21 protein-coding genes are annotated in these 23,532 nt (G+C 59.6%); 2 read left to right on the top strand and 19 right to left on the bottom strand.

The window, feature by feature from the left end; all coding sequences use genetic code 11:
* Nucleotides 1–75: 75 nt before the first annotated feature.
* A complete protein-coding gene (locus PQG80_RS12170) occupies nt 76–1,848 on the bottom strand; it encodes a glycoside hydrolase family 2 protein (RefSeq protein WP_271751611.1) in 1,773 nt (590 codons plus the stop codon).
* 154 nt (nt 1,849–2,002) lie between these two features.
* Here PQG80_RS12170 and PQG80_RS12165 point away from each other — a divergent pair, with 154 nt between their 5' ends.
* Nucleotides 2,003–2,920, top strand: coding sequence for an ArsR/SmtB family transcription factor (locus PQG80_RS12165; protein WP_271751610.1), 918 nt, complete (start codon nt 2,003–2,005; stop codon nt 2,918–2,920).
* On the opposite strand, the gene PQG80_RS12160 is transcribed toward PQG80_RS12165, so the two are convergent.
* From PQG80_RS12160 to PQG80_RS12135, 6 genes are all read right to left on the bottom strand, one after another.
* A complete protein-coding gene (locus PQG80_RS12160; protein WP_271751609.1) occupies nt 2,914–3,807 on the bottom strand; it encodes an ADP-ribosylglycohydrolase family protein in 894 nt (297 codons plus the stop codon). The two genes, PQG80_RS12165 and PQG80_RS12160, sit on opposite strands and share 7 nt — an antisense overlap.
* Nucleotides 3,808–3,867: 60 nt before the next feature.
* A complete protein-coding gene (locus PQG80_RS12155; RefSeq protein WP_271751608.1) occupies nt 3,868–4,635 on the bottom strand; it encodes an NUDIX hydrolase in 768 nt (255 codons plus the stop codon).
* Nucleotides 4,636–4,638: 3 nt separating this feature from the next.
* On the bottom strand, nt 4,639–6,153 hold the full coding sequence (locus PQG80_RS12150) for a nicotinate phosphoribosyltransferase (protein WP_271751607.1): 1,515 nt from the start codon (nt 6,151–6,153) through the stop codon (nt 4,639–4,641).
* Entirely contained in the window at nt 6,150–6,974 is an 825-nt protein-coding gene (locus PQG80_RS12145; protein ID WP_271751606.1) for a ribose-phosphate diphosphokinase, read from the bottom strand. Before PQG80_RS12145 ends, PQG80_RS12150 begins: the two co-directional genes overlap by 4 nt.
* 5 nt (nt 6,975–6,979) lie before the next feature.
* Nucleotides 6,980–7,384, bottom strand: coding sequence for a hypothetical protein (locus PQG80_RS12140; RefSeq protein ID WP_271751605.1), 405 nt, complete (start codon nt 7,382–7,384; stop codon nt 6,980–6,982).
* A 173-nt stretch (nt 7,385–7,557) separates the two neighbouring features.
* Nucleotides 7,558–8,070, bottom strand: coding sequence for an acyl-CoA thioesterase (locus PQG80_RS12135; protein WP_271751604.1), 513 nt, complete (start codon nt 8,068–8,070; stop codon nt 7,558–7,560).
* Nucleotides 8,071–8,261: 191 nt separating this feature from the next.
* Here PQG80_RS12135 and PQG80_RS12130 point away from each other — a divergent pair, with 191 nt between their 5' ends.
* Nucleotides 8,262–9,092, top strand: a complete 831-nt coding sequence (locus PQG80_RS12130) for a sugar phosphate isomerase/epimerase family protein (protein ID WP_271751603.1) — start codon at nt 8,262–8,264, stop codon at nt 9,090–9,092.
* 167 nt (nt 9,093–9,259) lie between these two features.
* Here the strand turns inward: PQG80_RS12130 and PQG80_RS12125 are convergent, their stop codons facing one another.
* From PQG80_RS12125 to PQG80_RS12070, 12 genes are all read right to left on the bottom strand, one after another.
* Nucleotides 9,260–10,648 carry an MATE family efflux transporter gene (locus PQG80_RS12125; RefSeq protein WP_271751602.1) on the bottom strand — a complete coding sequence of 463 codons (1,389 nt, stop codon included), beginning with the start codon at nt 10,646–10,648 and terminating at the stop codon, nt 9,260–9,262.
* Between the two features lie 155 nt (nt 10,649–10,803).
* Entirely contained in the window at nt 10,804–11,046 is a 243-nt protein-coding gene (locus tag PQG80_RS12120; RefSeq protein WP_271751601.1) for a cold-shock protein, read from the bottom strand.
* Between the two features lie 100 nt (nt 11,047–11,146).
* Complete coding sequence (locus PQG80_RS12115) at nt 11,147–11,347, bottom strand: cold-shock protein (protein ID WP_090117032.1); 201 nt, start codon at nt 11,345–11,347, stop codon at nt 11,147–11,149.
* A 331-nt stretch (nt 11,348–11,678) separates the two neighbouring features.
* Entirely contained in the window at nt 11,679–12,578 is a 900-nt protein-coding gene (locus tag PQG80_RS12110) for a glycoside hydrolase family 43 protein (RefSeq protein ID WP_271751600.1), read from the bottom strand.
* A gap of 29 nt (nt 12,579–12,607) precedes the next feature.
* A complete protein-coding gene (locus tag PQG80_RS12105) occupies nt 12,608–14,449 on the bottom strand; it encodes a glycoside hydrolase family 127 protein (RefSeq protein ID WP_271751599.1) in 1,842 nt (613 codons plus the stop codon).
* Between the two features lie 19 nt (nt 14,450–14,468).
* A complete protein-coding gene (locus tag PQG80_RS12100; RefSeq protein WP_271751598.1) occupies nt 14,469–15,299 on the bottom strand; it encodes a carbohydrate ABC transporter permease in 831 nt (276 codons plus the stop codon).
* On the bottom strand, nt 15,296–16,183 hold the full coding sequence (locus PQG80_RS12095) for a carbohydrate ABC transporter permease (RefSeq protein WP_271751597.1): 888 nt from the start codon (nt 16,181–16,183) through the stop codon (nt 15,296–15,298). Before PQG80_RS12095 ends, PQG80_RS12100 begins: the two co-directional genes overlap by 4 nt.
* 109 nt (nt 16,184–16,292) lie before the next feature.
* Nucleotides 16,293–17,723, bottom strand: a complete 1,431-nt coding sequence (locus PQG80_RS12090) for an ABC transporter substrate-binding protein (protein WP_271751596.1) — start codon at nt 17,721–17,723, stop codon at nt 16,293–16,295.
* Between the two features lie 118 nt (nt 17,724–17,841).
* On the bottom strand, nt 17,842–19,587 hold the full coding sequence (locus PQG80_RS12085) for a sensor histidine kinase (RefSeq protein ID WP_271751595.1): 1,746 nt from the start codon (nt 19,585–19,587) through the stop codon (nt 17,842–17,844).
* Between the two features lie 20 nt (nt 19,588–19,607).
* Nucleotides 19,608–21,245 (bottom strand): response regulator transcription factor, encoded by a 1,638-nt coding sequence (locus tag PQG80_RS12080; protein WP_271751594.1) that lies wholly within the window; start codon nt 21,243–21,245, stop codon nt 19,608–19,610.
* A gap of 225 nt (nt 21,246–21,470) precedes the next feature.
* Nucleotides 21,471–22,406 (bottom strand): 5'-nucleotidase, encoded by a 936-nt coding sequence (locus PQG80_RS12075; protein WP_271751593.1) that lies wholly within the window; start codon nt 22,404–22,406, stop codon nt 21,471–21,473.
* A gap of 191 nt (nt 22,407–22,597) precedes the next feature.
* On the bottom strand, nt 22,598–23,443 hold the full coding sequence (locus PQG80_RS12070) for a hypothetical protein (RefSeq protein WP_271751592.1): 846 nt from the start codon (nt 23,441–23,443) through the stop codon (nt 22,598–22,600).
* Between the last annotated feature and the right edge of the window lie 89 nt (nt 23,444–23,532).

Raw genomic sequence — 23,532 nt, 5'->3', positions numbered from 1 at the left:
TGTCCATTCATCTACTTCGGCGTCTATTTATCGAACCTATTTTTTCTCGCGATCGATAGCCGAAGCGCGCCCCCCTTATTTTCCCTCGTTGATCTCCCGGATCGCCTCGACCGGCAGCTTGGGCACGCGGTCGTACGTGAGCAGACCGTTGATCTCCTGCTCGACGTCGGTCAGCTGCGTGTAGCAGTAGCCCTGCACGACGCCCGAGCCAAGCAGCGGTTGAATGACCGCGCGCAGCCGCGCAGCGAAGTCCTCGTCGTTATCCGCGCCGGAGTAGCCCCAGCCCTCCCAGTCGCTCTTCTTGTAGGCAATGCCGCCGAACTCCGTCACGAGAATCGGCTGTCCCTCGTACGGGTAGCCTTCGACGGACAGCCTGCGGCCTGCCGGCATGACGCCCGTCGCCCGGCCGGCCTCGGCATAACGCGCCTCGAGCACCTCGCGCCGATACTCGTAGTCATGGATGTTGAACAGATCCGTCTTCACCATTTCCCACCCGTCGTTGGACACGACCGGGCGCGTCGCGTCGAGCGACTTGGTCAAGTGGTACATCGTCAGCGCGTGCTGCTGCTGCTGCTTGTCGATCTGGATGTTGGGCACGCCCCAGCTCTCGTTGATCGGCACCCAGACTACGATGCAGGGATGGTTGTAGTCGCGCTCGACGGACGCCTGCCATTCGCTCGTGAACCGGCGCACGTACGTCTCCGAGTACTGGTACGCGTTGGCCGCCTCGCTCCAGACGAGGAGCCCGAGCCGGTCGCACCAATACAGATAGCGCGGATCCTCCAGCTTCTGATGCTTGCGCGCGCCGTTGAAGCCCATCGCCTTGGTCAGCTCGACGTCCTTGCGGACGGCTTCGTCGCTCGGCGGCGTCAGATTGCCGTCGGGGAAGTACCCCTGGTCGAGCACGAGCTTTTGAAAATACGGCCGGTTGTTCAGATTGAACCTGCCCGCTTCGATCGATACCTTGCGCATGCCGAAATAACTGGAAACTTCGTCGATCGCCGTCTCTCCGTCGTATAGGGTGAGCGCGACGTCGTACAGGTTCGGCTTCTCCGGCGTCCACCAGCGTCCCTCTCCGTGATCGTTAAGCTCCTGCAGATGGATCGTGCGCGCCTCGTTCGCGGACCGGAGGGTGTAGAAGTCGCACGAGACCGGCTCGCCGTCGAACGAGATGTCCACCTTGACCTTCAGGTTCGCCTGGCCGGTCCATCCCGCCAGCGTCAGCCCCAGCCCGATCGCGTTGCGGTCGATATCCGGCGTCCAGCGGACCGCGGCCAGATGCGCGGACGATACCGCCTCCGCCCATACCGTCTGCCAGATCCCCGTCGTGCGGGTGTAAAAGATGCTCGCGGAATCGGCCTGCCAGTACTGCTTGCCCCGCGGCAGCGTCACGTCCTTGCTATAGTCGACCGCGCGGACGACGAGCGTATCGTCCTGCCCGGCGGGCAGGAGCGCGTGCGTAATGTCGGCATGAAACGGCGTATGGCCGCCCTCGTGCGTCGCGACGAGCGTGCCGTTGACCCATACGGAGGCTTCATAGTCGACGGCCCCGAAGTGCAGCACGACGCGCTTATCCTTGAAGCCCTCCGGCAGGGAGAGCGTGCGACGGTACCAGACGATATCGTGGAAACCCGGATCGCCGATGCCGCTCAGCTTGCTCTGGAAAGCGAACGGCACCTGGATGCGCCGGCTCCATTCGCGCGCGTCGTTCTGCCACTTCTGCTCGAGACCGACGTCCGCGTCGTCGAACTCGAAATCCCATTCTCCGTTCAGATTGACCCAGCTGTCCCGGACGAATTGCGGCCTCGGATAATCCTGTCTAAGGGCGGGCGATTGGACTTCGGACATCAGACGATTCCTCCTCAATAGTTAACCTTGTAATTAATAATTAATACAATAATAACCGTTTTCGATCACATCGTAGCCGGAATCCGCTTGATTGTCAACTTTTATATTGTATAATTAACTTCACGATTAACTATAGGACGGAGTGTCATCATATATGGAGATCGAAGTCGGCACCCGCCATATGCAGCTACTCGAATGCCTGTCGTCGGAAACGCGGGTACGGATCATCGAGATGCTGCGGGAACGCCCCATGTACGTCAAAGAAATCGCGGACGAGCTGGCGCTCTCGTCCGCGATCGTAACCAAGCATATTCAGAAGCTGGAGACCGCCGGCATCGTGTCGACCCGGCTGGCGGCCGGAACCCGGGGCAAGCAGAAGGTGTGCACGCTCAGCCTGAAGCATCTCGTCCTGCAATTCCGCGCGTCGGACCGGGACGGCGAAGCGCCGCAGCGTCCGTCCAGTTACGCGGTCTCCATCCCGATCGGCCATTACACGCGATACCAGGTCAAGCCGACCTGCGGTCTCGCGTCGCCGGCCAAGCTCATCGGCCTGGTAGACGATCCCCGCTACTTCGCCGAGCCGGAGCACGTCGAGGCGCACCACCTCTGGTTCGGGAGCGGATACGTGGAGTATCAAGTGCCGAACTACCTGATCGGCGACGCTATGGTTAGAGAGATACGCATCTCGATGGAGATCGGATCGGAGGCGCCCGGCTTCAAGGAGGATTGGCCCTCGGACATCGCCTTCTCCCTGAACGGCATCCCGCTTGGCGTATGGACTTGTCCCGGCGACTTCGGCAGCCAGCGCGGACTCCTCAATCCGGATTGGTGGGGCGCGGAGCACTCGCAGCACGGCGTGCTGAAGACGCTGCTGGTCAACGGGGAAGGAAGCTACATCGACGGCGTGCGGATATCGGATACGACGACGGACGCGCTCGGCGTGACGTCCGGCAGCGACATCCGGCTGCGCATCTCGTCGGCCGAAGACGCCCGCTATCCCGGCGGCGTCAGCCTGTACGGGAGCCGGTTCGGCAACTATGCGCACAATATCGAAGTAACCGTCGGCTATTGACCTCCCGGAGCCGCCGAGCGACGCAGCGCGACGATCCGCTCGCACGTCTCGTCCAGACGCTCGCCGATCAGGATGCGGCCGGCGTAGCGCTCCGGAATGCCCGCATAGCCCCAATGCACGCCAGCCAAGCCGCCGGCGATCGCCCCGATCGTGTCCGAATCCCCGCCTTGGTTGGCCGCCCGCTGCACGACTTCTTCGAAGGAATCCGACGTCAGCAGCAGATGCAGCACCCAGCGGAGCGTATGCACGACATAGCCGCTTGGCTCGCAGTTCGGATCGGAGGAGAGCATCTCCTCGTAGCCTGTGCCGGCCACCGCCGCGCCGATCGCTTCCCGGAGCGCTGCCCCGCCGTCCAGCATGGCGAACGCGATCCGGTTATAGATGTCGCATGCCTCGTCGCACAGCCCGTCGTCGTGCGTCATCTTCGACTGCATGCGCGACGCGCGCGACGCGTCCGTCCACGCCGGGTAGCACAGCGCCGCGGGCAGGCAGCGCATCAACGAGCCGTTGCCCGCGCTCTGCCCGAGATCCCGGTCCGCGGCCCTCGCCGCCTCGAACCAGTCTCCCTCATACGTGCCGAGCACGTGCCGGATGATGTTGCCGATATCCTTGGGATTGGACGCATACCATTGCAGGAACCGATCGCCGATCGCCTGCATCGGGTCTGCCGGAGACGCGAGGATGCCGTCTGCCACGCACAGCGTCATCATCGTGTCGTCGGTCACCTCGCCCGGTTCTAGGCGCCACACGCCGCCCCCCACGATTTCCGTCAGATAACCGTGCCGCGCCCTAATCTCGAGTGGTGACATAAATTCCGTCGTGCCGCCCAGCGCGTCCCCGACGGCCACGCCGTACAGTCCGCCTCGTATCCGCTCAGCCAGCTCCATTTTCCCGCCTCCTATCCTTCCGTAAGTCTGCAGCCCGTCTTCCTCTGCAGCCCGTCTTCCCTATCCGTAGATCGACAGCTCCGGCGCATAATCGGTGAACCGATACAGCTGCGCCGGCCGCTGCGAGTAACGGTTGGACATCGCCGGCCGCCCTTCCGCGTCGAGTGCCTCCTCGAGGATGCCTCTCCGGCTCTGCGTGGAGGTGACCTTGCGAATGAAGTTCTTCTCCTCGAAGGACGGCACGACGGTCGTGATCACCTGGTACAGCTCGCTGATCGTGAACGTCTCGGGCAGGAATTCCTTGGCGATGGTGGTCGTCAGCATCTCCCGGCGTATCCGCTCCAGCGCGTCCTGCAGGATCGTCCGGTGGTCGAAAGCCAGCTCCATGGCGAGCGCCTCTTCGACCGGCCACAGCCGCACGTCCGACGCCTCGTCCGACGTCCTGCGGCTCGCCACGTACCGCTCCTCGACCAGCGCGAAGTACGCATGGGAGATCATCCAGCCGCGCGGATCGCGGTCCGGGGCGCTGTACACGTTGAAGTACGCGAGGTGCACGTCCGACACGCCCGTCTCCTCCAGCAGCTCGCGCCTGGCGCACGCCTCGACCGTCTCGCCCTCCCGGGTGAATCCGCCCGGCAGCGCCCACATGCCTGCGCAGGGCCATTGCTTGCGCTTGATCAGCATGACCTCCAGCCTGCGGAACGGCAGCGCCTTCTTCGCGCCCGTCCGCTCGGTCTTCGTAATCGTGAACACCACGATATCCGTCGGCGCGCCGTCCGGCGTACGGAACCCGGCGGCCGAGTAATGCCCGGCACTTTGATCGTTCATATTCTAAATGACTCCTGTCGCTTCATCCTGCAGGTTCCCGAGGAGTCTGGCGCGAATGTCGGCGAGCGTGTGCTCGCGCACGAGGCGCCCGTCGACGAACACGTCCTCCAAGAGATCGATCCCGCTGTATTGATCGTATGCCTCCTTGTCCAGATTATCAATACAGACCATCGTACCGTCCTGCGGGACGACGCGCACGAGCCCCGTTTGCGACTTTTTGACCTTGCCGGCGTCCGTCTTCGGATCCTTGTAAATCTTGCGCTCCTCGCCGTCCACGACCGTATACGTCGACTTGAGCGCGTAGCCGAACGTATCGCGGGTGTTGTACTGGTACGTGAACGAACCGATGCCGAACACCATGTTGGTCGACGCGAAGCCCTGGTCCGCGAGCCGCTCGCAGATCTCTCTGCAGCGGTCGATCGTGATTGCCTCGCCATAGATCGCGCCGATGTGGCTGTCGAGCTGCTTGTAGCCGCGCGCGGTCGTCGTCCCGCCGAAGATGTCCCACAGGATCCCGATCACGCCGCGCCGTTCGAGCGGGTCGGCCGCGTCCGGATCGCCGCAGATGATCTTCACCGGATCGCCGCTGTCCGGTCGGATGACGACCCTGCCGTCCCGGCTCAGAATATCGTCCTTAAGCCCGCGGATGACGACGTCGAGGACGGTCCACAGATCCCATGTATCCGATACGATCGATACGAACCCGCTCGGGTACACGTCCTTGATCAAGTAGCGGTACGAGGCCGCTTCGTCCCGTCCGTGCGCGCACATGACGCTGTGCTCGGTCGCGGGGATCGACGTGCCGATCAGTTCCTTTTCCATATCGGCGCCGTAGTGATCCTCTAGATACAGGATCGCCGGGATCGTATCCGTGCCCGTGAACGAGAGCAGATGCCCTGCGCCGCTGGCCTTGGCCGCTTCTAGCGCGCCCATGCCCCGCATCGAGAAGTCGTGTCCCTGGAACGGCACGCCCGATGCGTCGCCGTTGGTCCGGCGCGCGTAGTCCTCGAGCAGCTTGCGGTATTCGAAGGCGAGCGTCGCGCTGGTTGCGGGCAGCCACAGCTGGCACGACATGAGCGTCTCCAGGTAGTTGGTCAGCCAGAAGAATTCCGGCGTCGTATTCTGGACGGTCAGCATCGGCACCTTGACCGGCACGAGGCTGCCTTCCTTAATGGCCTTAATCCTGATCGGCAGGTATCCGAGATCGTGCAGCCGCTCGATATGGGCCGCGTCCGGGTCGGCGGCGCCCAGCGTATGGCGAATCACGCGCTTATACTCGTCCGCCACCTCCGCCTTCGTCCGGCCGAAGAAGTTCGCGTTGAAGTAATCGATCAGGTATTCCTGGATAAAAGCCTGGAAGCCGAACGCTACGATCCGGTCAACGTTCGCGACGCGGCTCGCGCGCGCCGTCCAGGTCGAGTAGACGAGCTCCGTGCCTTGCGGATATTGGTTTTTGTGGCTCACCTTGTAGAAGTCGCACAGCAGGGTAGCGGGGTAAACGTAATTTTGACGGGTCATGGCAGCATGCCTCCGATCGGATAAATGGTGATGAAGTCCGTGCCCGGTCCGTCCAGAATCGTGTCCGTCGTGTATACGCGGTCGATTAATCCCGACGCCGGGAGCTTGCCTTGATAGATCGCATTCTCGCAATGCGTCGCGAGCAGGTATATACGCGCGGCCCCCAGCTCTCGCAGCCGCTCGGCGCTGAGCAGGAACGTGCCGCCGTACGAGCAGAGATCGTCGACGATGATCGCCTGGAATCCTTCCCGGTCGACGCCGCCCGCGACATCCAGCTTCTGAATGCGCCCCGTGCGGAAGTCCCTCTCTTTGTGACCGACCAGCTGCTTGAAGCCTTCTACCCGGCCGTATCGCTTCTGCGCCCCCGCGTCGGGGAAAAACAGATAGTCCGCCGACGGATCGAATCCCGTCTCCGCCGTCACCCGGCCGAGCAGCTCAAGCGTCGGATAGATCGCGCGGCTGCGGTCGAGCAGCGCCAGGGTGACGTCCGAATGCGGCTCGACGACCGTGACGCGCTCGAAGTTCATGGCGTTAATCATTCGCGCCGCGTACTTCAGCGTGAACGCCGACGCGCCCTCCGCCCGGTCCATCCGGCTGTACGGCATGTAATAGACGTCGAGCGCCGCCGTGCCGAGACAGCGGTCGTCCAAGTAGCTTTTGACGAACATCAGCTTGATCAGATCGGCGTCCGTCCCATACTTGAAGGCGATCCGATTGCCGCCCTCCGTCCTCGCCAGCGCGAGGATGCGATCCCCGTCCATCCGCGTCTCCCCGTTCGGATAAGTCTCGAATGCCAGCGTCTCTCCGTTAAGCCGGATCATGTCGGTCACGCTCCTCGCTTCATGATGTCCAGCGCCGACTGCAGGCACCGGTATGCCGAGCCGAGTCCCGCCCGGTCGTCGAGCAGAATGTTGAAGTAGATCTTCCTGCCGCCCGAGGAAGGCACGAACGGCGGTTCTTCGTTAATGGCGTCGAACGGTATGTCGTTCTCCGTCAGGTAAGCCGAGATCTCGGGGTACTGCCGCTCGCCGCATGCGGTGAAAACGACCAGGTACGCGCCCTGCGCCCGGCATTCCCTAAGGAGCCTGGGAACGTCGTCGAACGCGAGGCCGGCACGATGATAATCGAACACGGTGTTGTCGTAGTCGTATGCGACCACGAGCCGTCCGTACTTGCGCCACTCGGCCACGAGCCGGGCTACGACATGTTCGTCTTCGAGATAGAAGTCCATCGGGATCGCCTCCGGTTATACTGTCATTTTTATATTATCATAATGACATTATTAAGAGATGTCAAGCGTTCATTCGCCCAAAGGCACAAAAAAAGCCGCTGCCCCTCATCGGGGAGCGACGGTGCACAAGAATGGCGGAAGAGGGGGATGAGTTGCGGGAGGCGGGTGCGGTTCTACTCCCACGGGTACTTCGTCAACAGAAAATCCGCGAACGCCTTGCTCTGTTCCCGCCGGATGCCGCGCATCTCCTTGCGATGCTCCGCGGTCTCGAACAGTTTCTTCTCCTCGTCCGTCTCCGGGATCACCTGCGGCACGAATACCGGTTTATTGTCGTCGCCCAGCCCCACGAACGTGAGGAACGCAGTCGCGGCGATCCTGCGCTCGCCCGTCCGGAGATCCTCGCGGATCACCTTGACGAACACTTCCATCGACCGCTTGCCGGTCCAAGATACGAAGGCTTCGAGCGACACCGAATCGGTCTGCCGGATCGGGAGCAGAAAGTCGACCGAGTCCGTGGAGGCGGTGACCGCCGTCACCCGGCACAGCTTGGACGCGGAGATCGACGCGATGTCGTCGATATGGGACATCAGCCTGCCCCCGAACAGCGTTTCGTGATTGTTCACGTCCGTGGGGAATACTCGGGAGGTTTTCACGCAGCGGGTTTCTTTGACGTACTTGTTGTCCAACTCGGCTCACTCTTTCGTCCCGTTAATCGTTGCATTCGCTCAGTGTCCCCAGCAGAGCCGGCATTATGCTTCGGCGCGGGCGGCGGAGAAGGCGGCAATTCCGCGGAAGGAAGCGACGGCCGGGCGTCGAATAAGGATTAACGCCATGAACTAGCGAGCGCAAATCCCATGCGCAGGAAAGGAGCAGGCCTATGTCGGTTGGAATATTGGCGCACCTGCTCGGTACGCTGCCTTACCCGCAGTTGGCCGAGAAGGTGGCCGAGCATCGATTCTCGTACGTGCAGCTGGCGCTGTCCAAGGCCATCGCCGGTATCGACTTCTCCCTCGGCAAGCTGAGCCCCGGACTCGCGAGCGAGATCGGCGGCGCGTTCGCGGACCGCGGCGTCCGCATCGCCGTGCTCGGCTGCTACGCAAGCCTCATCGACTTGAACGAGGACAACTATCGCCATAACGTGGACCGGTTCAAAGAACATCTCCGTCATGCGCGGCACTTCGGCGCGCCGATCGTGGCGACGGAGGTGGGCGTGCCCCAGGACCCGAGCCGCATCGCGCAGCATGCGGCGCTGCTCGACCGCGCGCTCGAGGAGCTGGTCGAGGAAGCCGAGCGGTGGGGCGCGGTCATCGGGCTCGAGGCGGCGCAGGGGCACCTGATCGACTCGCCCCAGACGCTTGCGGCGGCGGTCGAACGGTTCCCGTCCTCCTGCGTCGGAGTCGTCCTCGATCCGTGCAATCTGCTGAGCGGACGCTCCCTCGACGATCAGGATCGGGTCGTCGACGAGGCGTTCCGGCTGCTCGGGCCGCGAATCGTCAGCGCGCATGCCAAGGACCTGGTCCGCGGCGCCGATGGCGGCGTCCAGGAGACGGCGGCGGGACTCGGCGAGCTGCACTATCCACGTTTCTGGGCGCAGCTCGAGGCGCAGAAGCCCCACGGCTTCGTCACGCTGGAGGCCGTCGCGCTGCCGCAGATGGAAGCTGCCGCCCGGTTCGTGCGGGACGGACGCGAAGCTGCCCGCCGAGGTTAGGCGCGGCGCGAAGCGACCAAGCGTTTCCGGATAATAACTCATTCTGCCACAGCCTCCATGCGGGCCCGACCGCGCGCATATCGCGCAAAAAGGATGAAGCAGACAAACGCTGCTTCATCCTTTTTCACCAGACCTATCATGCGTATCTTCCCTGTCCAAGCGTAGCTTCAAATTAATTTTTTCGCATACCACTTGTCCCCGCGGAACCGCTTCAGGAACAGCACGCCCCGCACGCCCCATTCGCAGTTCATCGCGAGCCATACGCCCATGACGCCCAGACCAAGCGTGATGCCCAGCACGTAGCCGAGCACGATCCGGAAAAGCCACATGGACAGCATCGACGCGATCGAGGTGAAGCGCGCGTCGCCGGCGGCCCGCAGTCCCGCGGGCAGGATGAAGCTGATCGACCAGAGCGGGATCTGCGCGACCGCATTGACGAGCGTCAGCCAGAAGATGTCGTCGACGATATCGGCCGGCGGGTGGAACAGATTCACCATCGGATAGAAGAGCGGCATCAGAATGGCGGTCATCAGAATGAACGAACAGGAAGAAAGCCAAATAAACGACTTGATAAACTTGCGGGCGTCCCCTACGTTGCGTCCGCCGATGCATTGTCCGACGACCGTGACGATCGTCAGCGACAGCGCGCCGGCCGGGATCTGGTACACCATGGCGATGGTGCCGCCGATGGCGTTCGTCGCGATCGCGTAGGTGCCCATGCTGACGATAAATACCTGGGTGAGCATTTTGCCGCCGTTAAAAAACATCTGCTCCGCCGCGAAAGGCACGCCGATCGTCATGATCTTCTTCAGCATGGCCCACGGCACGCGGACCAGCTGTCCGAGGCGCAGGCGCAGCGACGTGTCGATCCGCAGAATGTAGACCAGCGCGCAGACGGCGGCCGTATAGCGGGCGATGTTCACCGCGATCGTCATGCCGAGCACGCCCATGTCGAGCCCGTTGATGAAGACGAAGTTCAGCGCGACGTACAGCAGGTTCATGATCAGCGACAGGATCAGCGATACCCGGGACCGCCCGATCCCCCGCATCGCGCCGCATACCGCCTGGACGATGCCGATGCCGAGATAAGAAGCGCAGCTGCCGATGAGGTACACGCGCGCATGATCGAGCACGTCGGCCGACGCCCTGCCGAACAGCACTTGAAGCACGGGCCCGTGCAGCGCGATGACCGCCAGGCCGATGCCCAGCGACAGCAGCGCGACCGAAGCGACAGTGCCCGCGGCGGCCTTGGAGATCATGGAATCGTTGCCGCTGCCCTTGTACTGGGCGACGACGACCGTGCCCCCTGACGCTACGGCTACGAAGACGTTGATCAGAAAAATGTTCAGCGCATCCACGGTGCTCACCGCGCCGACCGCCGCCACGCCGGACGAGCTGATCATGGCCGTGTTCACGAGATTGAGACCCACGATAAAGGCCTGGTCGATCAGGATCGGGATGAACAAGGCGATCACCTTGCGGTAGTCCATGGACGTCCCGGTCAAGCGCTTGTCCAGATAAGCGTGTGTCCGCGCCTTTAATTCAAGCGGTATCACCTTATCACTTCTTTTCCCCGATAATATGTGGCCATGCCGGCATTGCGCCTGCGGGTCCTATTCTAGAGGCAAAAAGAAAAATCCACAACCTCTGCAGGCCGCGGACTCGTATGGGATATTCTGCAAATCCGCCTGCTTGCGCCAGAAATCGGCTTTTACAGCGCCGCCGCTTTCCGCTGGTTTTTCCGAAATTGCTTAAGCTGGTGATCCGAGGAGATCAAGATCGGCAGCACTTTTTCGCTGCGATCCATGACCGACTTGCAGATCATGCAGGTGGGCACGTCCTCGAACGAAAAGCTGTCCCGGATCCATCCATTGCAGCCGTCTTTCGTACAGGACCAGATCGTGGTCATTTCTTCGGGCAAATTGTCCAGCGGTTTATTCCAAGAATAATTCAATGGATCGTCCCCCTTAGAATGAACGTGCTACTATCCGCGTACAAAACGTCTTCATTAAAAAATCCCCAAAACGATACGTTCCGGGGATTCGAATCTTCTATTACAGTTTTACGACGTTCTCGGCTTGTTGGCCGCGGTTGCCTTGAACGACGTTGAACTCAACGCGTTGGCCTTCGTCCAGCGACTTGAAGCCTTCGCCAGTGATGGCACTGAAGTGTACGAATACGTCTTCGCCGCCTTCAACCTCGATGAAACCGAATCCCTTTTCTGCGTTAAACCATTTCACTGTTCCTGTTTGCATAGAAACACCTCCAATTTTTACATGAGCTTCTCATTTTAAGGTACAAAATAAAAAATTCATATATTGCACAAGGTTAGTCATTAAAATAATAACCCTCTGCAATAGATGAATTTGAGGTCAAAATTCCAATAAACTAACTATACCACAAAGGGCAGGGAAAAGCAATTCAGGCTGCCTACGCCTTCAAACTCACACAGCCACTCACACAGCTTACGCAAAAGAGGCTCTCGCGAATTTCGGCCCCCCTGGATAAGGCTCCAGGCATCCCCATACAGGAGGGGACACCTGGCGTTTTTCCGTTTTCGCAGGGCTTCCGCTCAACGCTGCCGCATCAGAACGCCCATGAATCGGTCATGATGACCGGTTCGATCCTGCCGCCTCCGATCCGCATGCGATCAATGCACAGCTGGCGATGACCCGGCTCCGTGTCTCCGATCGTTCTGCGGTGATAGACGATCAGCCACTCGTCCGTCTCCTGCAGGTGCAAGTAACCGTGGTGGCCTGGGCCTTCCGCGATCGGCTCCTGTTTTTCCAGGATCGTCCCTTTATTCTCGAAGGGGCCGAGCGGACTGCCGCTCACGCCGTACGCTACGCGGTAGGTTCCGTTCGTCCATCCGCCCATCGACCACATCAGATAATACAGTCCGTCCTTCTTGATCATGCACGGGCCTTCCACATAGCCCTCCGGCGTGATGGAACGGAAAATCTCGTCGCCCTCGCCCGTCAAAGGAACGAATCCGGTCATCTCTTCGTTCATCCGCGCGACGTTGCAGTGCCCCCACCCGCCGTAGTACAGGTAGACGGTCCCATCCTCGTCCTTGAACAGATGGGCATCGATCGGCTGAGCCTGATGAATGAACTTGTCCACCAGCGGCCGCCCGAGGTACCCTCTATACGGCCCCTCGGGGCGATCCGCCACGGCGATCTCCAGGCCCCCGATCTCCTCGTCGGATTGAATATCGTTGGATGCGAACACGAGGTAATACTTCCCGCGATGCTCGATATGCGTAGGCGCCCAGACCGCTCTCCATATCCACGGAAAGTCCGACATTTCCACAATGCCTTCGTGTTTTTCCCAATGGATGAGATCGTCGGAGCTGAACGCGTCCAGATTCATCTGCATCGTGTATTCCGTGAAGGAGCGCGTCGCATAAATCCAGTGCTTCCCCTCGTACGTTCTGGCTTCGGGGTCCGCATACCAGCCGGGTACGATCGGATTGTTGATTGTCAATGTAGGGACTCCCTTCCATCCTGCAACGCTTAGTAGTTGTAAAGCGGCTTATCCTCGCATTCCCGGATCCAGACCTGCATGTAACCCGGCTCCCTGTTGTCCCAAGCGTAATAAGGAACGAACCGGCACGGATCGCCTCGCCCGTCCTTGCCCCGAAGCGCGGTGACGCCGCCCAGCAGATCCTGCCGGTGCTCCACCAGCAGCCGCTCGCGGGCGGAAAACGTCATCTCATCGTAGTGAAGCCCGGCATGATCGCACTGCTCGATGCAATAGACGACGGGCCCTCGCTGCAGGGCGATGCGGCCTTCGTTCGCCTGTACTTCCTGCCGCGCGCGCACGATCTCGACGGGCATATCCAGCTCCAGCAGGATCGTATCGCCCGCCGACCAGGCGCGTTCGATCGAGAGATAGCCACGTTCCACCGGCGCGTCCTCGCCCGACAGCCATTCGCCTCCAGCCTGAACCCGGTATCCCCTGCACCATTCGGGCACGCGCAGCTGGATCCTAAACGCGCCGCTCGTCTCCGGGGATACTTCCAGCTCGACCGTTCCGCTCCAGGGATAGGATGTCCGCTGCTTAAGCTTGACGCCCGTCCCGTTCTCCAGCGCCAGATCGGCTTCGCCTTGTACATATTGATTGACCGCAAAGCCGCCCTCCGTCCTGGCGTACGCATATTGCCCGATGGAAGGCAGGAACCGGGCCAGATTCGTAGGGCAGCACGACGTGTCGAACCACGGCACGCGATGGTGATCCCCTTGCGAGGCGAGCGGATTAACGTAGAAAAACCGATCGCCGGACAGCGACAGGCCGGCCAGCGCGCCGTTGTACATCTCCCGCTCGACCACGTCCGCGAACTTGCCTTCGCCGAACAGCAGGTTCATGCGGTGGTTCCAGAATACCATAGCAATAGCGGCGCAGGTCTCGCAATAGGCAGTTTCGTTGGGCAAATCGTAATCGTGCGTAAAGCCTTCGTTGTGATGGGACGGTCCGATCCCCCCGGTCACGTACATATTCCGTTCGACCGTATGCGACCACACGCGATGCAAGGCGGCGGCATAAGCCGGGTCTCCGGAGACATGCACCGCATCGGCCATCGCGGCATACAGATACATCGCGCGCACGGCATGTCCCGTTACCTCCTGGATCTCCCTGACCGGGACATCGTCCTGACAGTAGGCGGGGCCCCATTCCGGCTTGTTCCAGATCTCGCCTACGCCGTGGCCGTGCCCGCGTTCTTCCAGCAGCCAGCATGCCAGCTTCCAATAACGCGCTTCCCCGGTCGTCCGGTAGAGCTTGATGAGGGCCAGCTCGATCTCCTCATGTCCCTCCACCCAGTGGCGCTTGCCCGGCCCGAAGTTCCGATCGTAATGGTCGGCCAGCCGGCAAGCGACGTCCAGCAGCCGCCGTTTGCCGGTCGCTTCGTAATAAGCGACCGCCGCTTCGATCAGATGGCCGCCGTTGTACATCTCATGCTTCTCCATGTCCGTCCACTTGCGCTCCGGCGCGACCAACGTGAAGTACGTGCATAGATATCCGTCCTGCTCCTGCGCGGCCGCGATGAGCTCGATGATCCGGTCGGCTTCGGCCTCGAGCGCGGCGTCGCGCTCCAGCATGAGTGCGTAGGCCACCCCCTCGAGCACCTTGTACACGTCGGAATCGTTGAAGTAGATGCCTTCGAACGTCCCTTCGGCGAGGCCGCCCGCCTTCGCGAAGTTCGAGATGCGGCCCGTCTCCTCGCATTTTCCCAAGCAGCTTTTTAAGGTTACCTCCCTTAAGATATCAAGCCGCGGCCGCCAGAACGCATCCGTAATCTTCACCTTCGTAAAGGGCACCTCGTGCCAGCTGCGCAGCGTCGTATGTCCCGCCGTCATCTTCCATTCCCCGCTTTCTTTATCCCTTCAGTCCGGTGAGCGTGATGCCGTCCAGGAAGTAACGCTGGCCGACCAAGAATACGATCACGCAAGGCAGCACGACCGCCGCCGAGGCCGCCATGAGCAGATCCCATTGCGCCGTATAGGTGCCTTGGAACATCTGCAGCCCCAAGGCGAGCGTAAACAGTTTGTCGCTCTTCAAGTAAATCAGCGGTCCGATAAAATCGTTCCAGGATCCCAGGAAGCTGAACAGCGCGACGACGATGAGCGCCGAACGGCTGAGCGGGAAAATAATGCTCCGGTAAATCTGGAAGTAGGAGGCCCCGTCTACGAACGCCGCTTCGTCGAAGTCTCTGGGGATCGTCAGATAAAACTGCCGGAGCAGAAAGATATTGAAAATCCCCCCGCCGAAATACGCCGGCACGATGAGCGGATAGAGCGTATCGTAGAAGCCGAGCATCTTCCACCCGAGAAAGCTCGGAATCATCGTCACCGCGAACGGGAGCATCATGCTGGTCATCAGGATGGCGAAGACCGTGTCTCTGCCCCGCCATCGGATCCGCGAGAACCCGAATGCGGCGATGCTGCTCGTCGCCACCGTGCCGATCAGAACGCCGACCACGATAATCATCGTATTGGTGAAAAAAACATCAAAGGGCAGCACGGTCAGCGACCTGCGGAAATTGTCCCAATGAAACGGCTTCGGGACCCATTCGGGCGGCATCGAAAAAATCTGCGACAGATCCATGAGCGAGCTGCGCAGCAGCCAGACGAACGGAACGACAAACAGGATCGAGATCAGGATAAGGGCTGTGTATCCTGCGGCAAGCGCAAGCTTCGATTGTCTCACGGGCGCTCCCCTCCTTCGTAATACACCCAGGACTTGGAGGTCTTGAAGACGATAAAGGTAAACAGCATGATAATCAGGAACAACACCCATGCCAGAGCGGAAGCGTAGCCCATCTCGGTGTCCCTGAAGCCGGCTCTCCATAGGTAGAACACGTAGAACAAGCTCTGATTGTTCGGACCGCCCTGCGTCAAGATATACGCTTCGTTAAAGACCTGAAAGGAGCCGATGATGGTCATGATCGTATTAAAGAACAGCGTAGGCGTAACCATCGGTATCGTAATCTGCCGCAGCTTGCTGTACCAGCCTCCTCCATCCACTTCGATCGCCTCGTAATACGATTGCGGAATGCCGGACAGGCCGGCCAGGAAAATAATGACCGTGCTCCCGATTCCCCACAGCGTCGTCAGCACGACGGAAGGAATGACGCTGCCCTCCGAATAAAGCCAGTTGCTGCCGGGCAGATGCAGCCAGCCCAGCATCGAATTGAGCAATCCCAGATCCGGATTCATCAGCCACATCCAGATCATCGCCGACGCTACGGCCGGCACGATGCTCGGCAGGTAGATAATCGTCCGGAAGATCGCTCTTCCCTTCACGTTCATATTCAGCAACAGCGCGATGGCGAAGGAAATGATGATGACGGCGGGTACCCGCAGAATGACGAAGTAGAACGTAACGCCCAAAGATTTATAAAATAGATCGTCCTCGCCGGAGAACAGCTTCGCATAGTTGTCGAAGCCGATGAACGAGGTGCGATCCTTGAATACGCTGTAGTCCGTGAGGCTGAGACCCAAGCTGGCGATCATCGGCCCTAACGTAAAAATGATAAACCCGAGGATCGCCGGAGACGTGAACAGCAGCCCATACCCTAATCCCTTGCGCATATTTGCCTCCCATCCCGAGATGCTCCGACTAAAAAGAGGACGGTCTGCGAAACACAGCGCCGTCCTCCCCCATCGCAGCATTCGCACCATTCATTCGTGACCGTTCTGACTACTTGATATCGCGTCGTCCCTTCACTTGCTGCTGCGCTTTGTCGGCGATGGCGTCCATCGCTTCCTGGGCCGTCTGCTGGCCGAGCCACACCTTGTCGAGCGCCGGATTCACGATATCCATAATCTTGTTGAAGTTTTTCACGTAGCCGGTGGGCGTCTGATGGCCCTTCGTCAAGATGACGTCCACGATGGCATCCTTGTAGCCTGACGGCCGCGCATCCAGATTCTCGGTCCATTTCGACAGCATGGCCGGCTCGGTATACCAGTCCTTATACGACGGCATCCATGTGCCGCTCGTGATCATCTCGATCGAGGCTTCCGGATCGATGAGCGCCTTCATCAGCTCCCAAGCCTCCTGCGGGTGCTTGGTGGACTTGAACATCGAGAACATGCCGCATACGACGGTCGTGACCGGCTCCTTCAGGACGGGCATGACGCCTACGTTAAAGTTGAACTTGGATTGCGCCAGGCCGGCGGTGGCCCATTGACCGTCGATCGCCATCGCGACCTTCTTCGTCTGGAGCGCGACGTTGGTCGCCGGGATGTTTTTCGCCTGCACGGGTGATGGAGACACATGATGCACGTTCATCATGTCGGATATCTTCTGAAGCGCCTCTACCGCAGCAGGCTGGTTGAGCGCGAAGCTCTTGCCGTCCTCGGACACGAAGTCTCCGCCGTTGGAGTAGATAAAGTTGCTGTACACGCCCCACCAGGTTGAAGCGCTCACCCCGTATTGCTTGATGTTTTTAGGATCGAATCCGGGATCGTTCGCCGTTCTGCCCTTCGTGTCGACGGTGAGCTGCTTGGCGACTTCGATGAATTCGTCCCATGTCCACGCCTCCGACAGCTTGGTCGGCGGCGGAGAGATGCCCGCTTCTTTGAATAGATCCTCGTTGTAGAACAGACCGAAGGACTCGGGTCCCGGCCCGATGCCGATCACGTTGCCCGGCTCGAGCGAGTACATGATGTTCGGCACGAGACTGTCCATGTTGATATCCGAATCCTTGTCGAGAAACTCCTGGAGATTATAGAACTTGCCCTGCTCCGCGAGCGGATAGGCAATGCTGCCCGACTCCATCATCGCGATGTCCGGCACGTCGTTGCCCGCTACCATCGTCGTCAGCTTGGTGTCGTAATCCGCGGCGATATGCTGCAGATCGACTTTAATATTCGGATATTTCGTCTCGAATCGCTTGATGGCGAATTTGTAGGCCGCGACTTCCTCCGGCGAACCCCATACGGTCATGCGAAGCTTGATAGGATCCTTCGAACCGGATGCGCCGGATGCGCCCGATGCGCTAGACGTACCGGATGCCGAAGGCGATGATGGGCCGTTCTCCGTACCGGACTTGGCGCATGCGGACATAACGGCCGCGAAAATAAGCAACAAGGCGATGAGCGCCATGACGGTTTTCTTTTGCCGCTTCATGATTCCGAGCCCCTCTCGATTACTTCTTTGGATTCATAGCTGCAGTCTATGATAATTCGATTATAATTTCTGGGTAACGCTTACAAAACCCGAAACTCTTTGGAATGGTGGACTTATATTAGGGCTCGAGCGGCAGCTTGATCCGTACGCGCGTACCCGCGCCCGGCACGGAGCGGATCGAGATGCCATAATCGCCTCCATAGGTCAATTGGATTCTGGCGATCATATTTTTAATGCCGATCGAAGCGGATTCCCGATACAATATCGCATGTACCGTATCTTCGCTCATGCCTCGTCCATTATCGGCAATCTCGTAATACCTGATGCCTTCCTCGATCCAGCCGCGGATGGAGATCATGCCTCCCGCCTCCATCTGGTCGAAGCCGTGCAGGATGGCATTCTCGACGAAGGGCTGGAACAACAGCCTGGGAACCTTATATTCATATAGGCGCGGATCGATCTCATAGCCGCTCGTGAACCGGTCCTCGAAGCGCACGCCCATAATATAGAAGTAATTGTTCATCCACTCCATCTCTTCGGACAAATGAACGGCTCCCCAATCCTTCCGCGACGTATAGTGCAGCATGTTGGATAAGCAGACAAGCATCTTGCTTAACTCCTGCTGCTGGTTCTCGATCGCCGTCCAATTCATCACATTTAACGTGTTATACAGGAAATGCGGATTCATCTGCATGCTGAGCGCCTGAATCTCCGCTTCCTGCTCCTTCAGCTTAATCTCGTAATTTTCCGTCACCAGCAGCCGGATTTGTTCATTCATGCGATTGAAGCGCTGCAGCAGGATACTAAACTCGTCATTCGTGCGAACGGTAATCTGGGTCTGAAAATCGCCTTCCCCCACGGACCGCATCGCACCTAGCATTTTCTTGATCGGCTTGGTGATCCTATCCGCGATAAAGTAAGCAAACACCAGCGCCAGGATACCCATGATCACGGCCATAAGCATGGTCGACGTCCGGATCACCGGCACCAAGTTGCTCACCAGCGCAGACTCCGGCGTCCATACTACCGAGATCCATCCGGTGACGGCCGATCGATCGAAGCAGACGATGACGCGCTCTCCGTCCAGCTTCATCCTCAGCGTGCCGCTGTTCTCCCGCTGCAACCGCTCCAGCCACTGTTCTCTGAAGCTCTGCGTGATCCGGTCCGGATCGCTGCTCGCCACGACCTGATAATCGGCGTTCATCACCAAGTAACGGGAGCTCTCGGGAAAGCTCTTTTCGTAGAGGGACTTCAGAGCATCCAACTTGAAGCTGATCGCGAGCACGGGGCGCTCCACGTCCGCATCCATCTTCTCTAGCGTCGTATTATCCAGGTAGGAGAAGTCCAGATACCGCGTCGCGGAGAACAGATGACGGAATTCCAGCTTCCCGTCCTGCAGATAAGGTTGATTGAACATGTCGACAAAATCGTAGGTCGGATACCAGACGATCTTCCCGCCGGCCTGCTGCGCCTTGCGATAGATGTCCGATTGCGTCGGATCGCCTTGCGGCAGCATCTGACCGAAAGTGAAATAGGACGTCCATAGCTGGTAGGCATAGACATCTTCGTTCAAGGAGAAATACTTGCGCAGCACCGACGACACCTGGCGATCCGCTTCGAATAGATCCGCTTCGTTAGTTGGGTTCAGGTTGCTAAATATGCGAAACAAATCCTTGTCCACGAACAGCGCCATGCTGTTCTGCTCGATGATGCCGAGCTTCGTATCCATGAGCGCGTTGTTTTTCTTCACGATCTCGTACACGTTCCGCTGCGCCTGCTCCGTCACCACCTGCAGACTGGTCCGGTAATAAAGCGCGCCGAGCACGATAAGCGGAATCGCGATCAGAAAAATGTAACTCGCCAAAATTCGAGAGCGGAACGTTTTTATTCCCCACACTTCCTTTCCGGAAGCGAAGTATGCTTGTAAGCCTCGGGCGATACGCCGTGATGCTTCTTGAACACCCGGCAGAAATACTTGGTATCCTGATACCCGCATTCCGCGGAGATCTCGTAAATTCTAAGCTTGTTCTCCGCCAGCAGTTCCTCCGCGCGCCTCATCCTGACTGCCGTGACATGCTCCGAGAACGTTCTTCCCGTTTTATTTTTAATGAACGTGCTGAAGTAAGAGGGGTTAAAGAAAAAGTGCGCCGCAGCCCGTTCAAGCGTTAAGTCCTCTTTCGTATTTTCCTGTATCCAACGCAGGCAATTCGCGACGATAATCTCGTTCTTGTCCTGCTGCGCCTGCATCAGCGCGTTGTGCACTTCACGTAGACTGGCTGCCAGCAACGCCATGAGCTGCGTATACGTTTCGCAAGTCTGAATCAGCGACGCGGCAGTTTGCGTCAGCCGGCTGCCCACCTGACGTTCTCCAAGATCGCGGATCCTGCTTTTCATCTTCATGAGAAGGAGCGATGCCTGCTCCTTGACGAGCGCCGGCGCGGCGCGGCCGGTATCCGAAAGCTGATCGAAGACGGCTCGGCATTGATCGATCGCGATCTCGACGTCGCTGTGCAGCAGCGCCTCGAATAGTCTCTCCGAGTCGATCGGGACAGAGGGGCGAGAGGAACGCGACTTAACGCCATCGTTAACGCCAACATTAACGTCGACGTCATCGTCAACTTCAAGGAACACCCCTCCCCAGCACTCGAAGAAGTTCTGCTCGTTGGCTTGCCGGGCTGCCCGGTAAGCTTGCGGCCCCTCGATGGCCAGCGAGTCGCAATAGGGGCCGATACCGTGCGTAAGCCGCCCGCTCACGGACAGCTCAGCGGCGAGAGAAAGGGCGATCGAGCGAATCCGCTGCGCCAGATCCGCGGCGGGCGGCGGCATGCGAACGATCGTAACCGCATGAAGGCTGCCGTCCTGAGGCCCGTTCAGGAGAAGGGTCATCGCCTTCCCCAGCTTCGACCAGCCGTTCTCCAGGCAACGTAACCATGCTAAGCCGCTCAGCTTTTCCCCGTCCGCACTGCCGCTTCGCCATTCGGAATAGATCGCCAGCCCGCCGCCCTGCAGCCCATCCGCCTTGTCCAACTCGGCCTGCTCGGAAGGCGTCAAGCTCTCGTTCAGCCAAGACAGGAACAGTCGGCTGCGGTACGCGGAGGAGGCAAGCGTGAGCTGGTTCTTCATGTCCTCCGTTTCCCGACGTTGGACAGATTCGGCGTTCAGCTGCTGCTCGATCCGATCGAGCAGGTTTTTAACGTGATCGATGTCGATTGGCTTCAATAAGTAATCGTAAGCGCCGTGGCGAATCGCCGTCTGCGCATATTCGAAGAGGTTGTAGGCGGATACCATGACAACCTTGGTGGTTATCCCCTCTTCTTGGAGCTTCTCGAGAAAGGCGAGTCCGTCCATGCGAGGCATCCGGATATCCGTTAATACCGCATCCGGGCAGTCCAGCCCGATCTGCTCCAGCGCGGCGACGCCATCCTTCGCGGCCGTCACTTGGGCATCCGGCCTTAATTGGCGAATCAGGCTCACCATGCCTCTCAGGTGTCTCGGCTCGTCATCCGCTACCAGTATTTTCAAACGTTCCACCCCCTGGTTGACGTTCCCGTATCGCTTTTATCGAAAAAACAAAAAAAACACCTTCTCGTGCCGGCGTCTAAAGCCCATGATAGGCCGGCCTCGCTGCCCGAGTCGATATTTTCTCATCATTATATAATGCCTCCAGCGGGAATTCATAGGTCATTCCCATTGGATAGGTGGATTAATATTAGGAATCCCGGCCCTTCCGACCGGGATTCGTCCGTTCTAGGTGGAGGCCGCCCTATTGATCGCCCCGAACGGTACGTGCGCCGTCGGATAGTAGCCCGACACGCCTTCGATATGGCCCACTTGATCGTCGATGAAGATATGCGGCCGGAACACCTTAAGCACGCGTGCCTTCTCGATGCCGCCGAGGAAAAAGGCGTCGTCCACCCGGATGCCGCCGGTCCGCAGCGTCGTCACGACGCGCTCGTGGGCAGGCGCGTTCCGGGCCGTCACGATGGCGATTCTGACCCGCGGCGAGTAGTCCGGATCCGATTTCTTTTTCTCCCACTCGCGCCGCTGAAGCCGTCCGATCTCGCTGAAGAACCGGAACAGCGGACCCGGCGGGAGCGCCTCCGCCGCGTTCATCCGCTCGCTGTCATGGAAGCCTTGCATGCCTTGGGCCTGGAAGATCCCTTCTGCCGAATCGTCGGCGATAATGCCGTCGAAGTCGAAGGCGATGCGCAGCTCCTGCTCCGCTTCGTCGTCGACGAACCCGGTCGGGAACACCTGCGCCGCCGGCAGTCCCACTCGGATCGCAGACCGCACGTCGTCGGGATCGGCCGAGAGGAAGAGAGATGCGTTGAAGGCATCCATATACGTGAAGGGATCGCGCCCTGCGACGAACGCGGCCCGCGTTATCGGCAGGCCGTAATGCTGGATGCTCTTGAATACGCGCAGCCCCGTGTCCGGATCGTTGCGCGACAGGAGCACGACCTCGACGGGCTGATCGTCCGCAGCCTCGCCGTTGATCTGGAGCAGCCGCTTGATGAGCGGGAAGGCGACGCCGGTCTGCAGCACCTCTTCCTCGTGCGCATGTTGATACTGGCGGTATTCCTCCTCGCCCTTTTCCTTAAACACCTTGTCGGATGCCTCCAGGTTGAACAGCGCGCTGGAAGCGACCGCGACGACGAACTTATCTTCTATCGGGTAGGGCATGGGTTCCTCCGTGATATCGTTATGGATGCATCACCCTGTCCTATTCGACAATCGGCCGTCGTCCACCTCCGTGGCGCGCCGATTAATCCTTGTACGGATCGTATTCGTCCGCGCCCGCCATCACACGCCGATCGGCTTCAGGACGTGGAGAACTTCGATCGTGCTTCATAGCGTACCCACAGCACGCCGCCTCACTTGCGCGGAGGCAGCAGGCCGGCTTTGCCGTCCCTCACCCAATAGACCCGGTCGGACACCGGACTCGGCATGAGCGCTACGCTGCGCCTTGCCATCGTCCTGAAGCCGGATTCTTCCGCCAGCCGCTGCGCCTGCCGAAGCGTCTCCATCGGCTCGTCCGCGCGAAGGACCATCACCGTTTTCCGGTTCGTGAACGCGACCAAATACGGATTCCGGCTTAGATGCTTGTTCAGCTCCGGATCTAGAAGCTGGCATTCCGCCGGGTGCGTATCGTGCATATACACCTCCAGCCTGCAGCTATCCAGCAGCGTCGGTAACCGCATCCGCGGCTCTTGCCACCCTGCCCGCCGTAGATTCTCATACGCAAGCTTCCTCACCCGCTCCTCGCTCAATCCGGGGTTGAGCTCCAGCATATCCGAGCCGATCACCTTCGTGAGTCCGTCCTTGATCTCGAGATACATCTCCCGAAGGCCGGGCAGCCGTTCCGCCGACAGTCCGCCCGCCTGTTTTCGCATAGCCTCCGCGTAAGCCTCGTCCCGCAGCGCAGGGTAGATATAAGCAGGATCGAGAACGGCGACTTCGTCTTTCTTTTCGCTTGCGATCCTAGAACTGCGGACGATGTTGTTCAAATAGTCGACTGCGGCATTCAGATCTCCCCCGGCCATGTATGTCCGATAGGTATCATGCAGACTGATCTGCGCCTTTCCGATCTTGTCGTCTATCAGCAGCAGCAGCGGCTCTCCCTCCGTCATTTTCACGCCGATCTGCAGACTTTCCTCCAGCTGGCGCTTCATCATCTCCGCGAATTGCTCCGGTTGGTCGTACAATCTCGCTTGCTTCATGCTATATTCCCCCTCAATATGCGTCTCCCGGGCAAAACAAAACACCCCGGCAAGACGTCCGCAGACGTCCGCCAGGGTGTGCTTCACCG

The sequence above is a fragment of the Cohnella rhizoplanae genome (assembly GCF_948329515.1).
Classification (GTDB): Bacteria; Bacillota; Bacilli; order Paenibacillales; family Paenibacillaceae; genus Cohnella; species Cohnella rhizoplanae.
The sequence above is the reverse complement of the archived record's forward strand: the minus strand, read 5'-3'. Positions and strand labels throughout refer to the sequence as shown.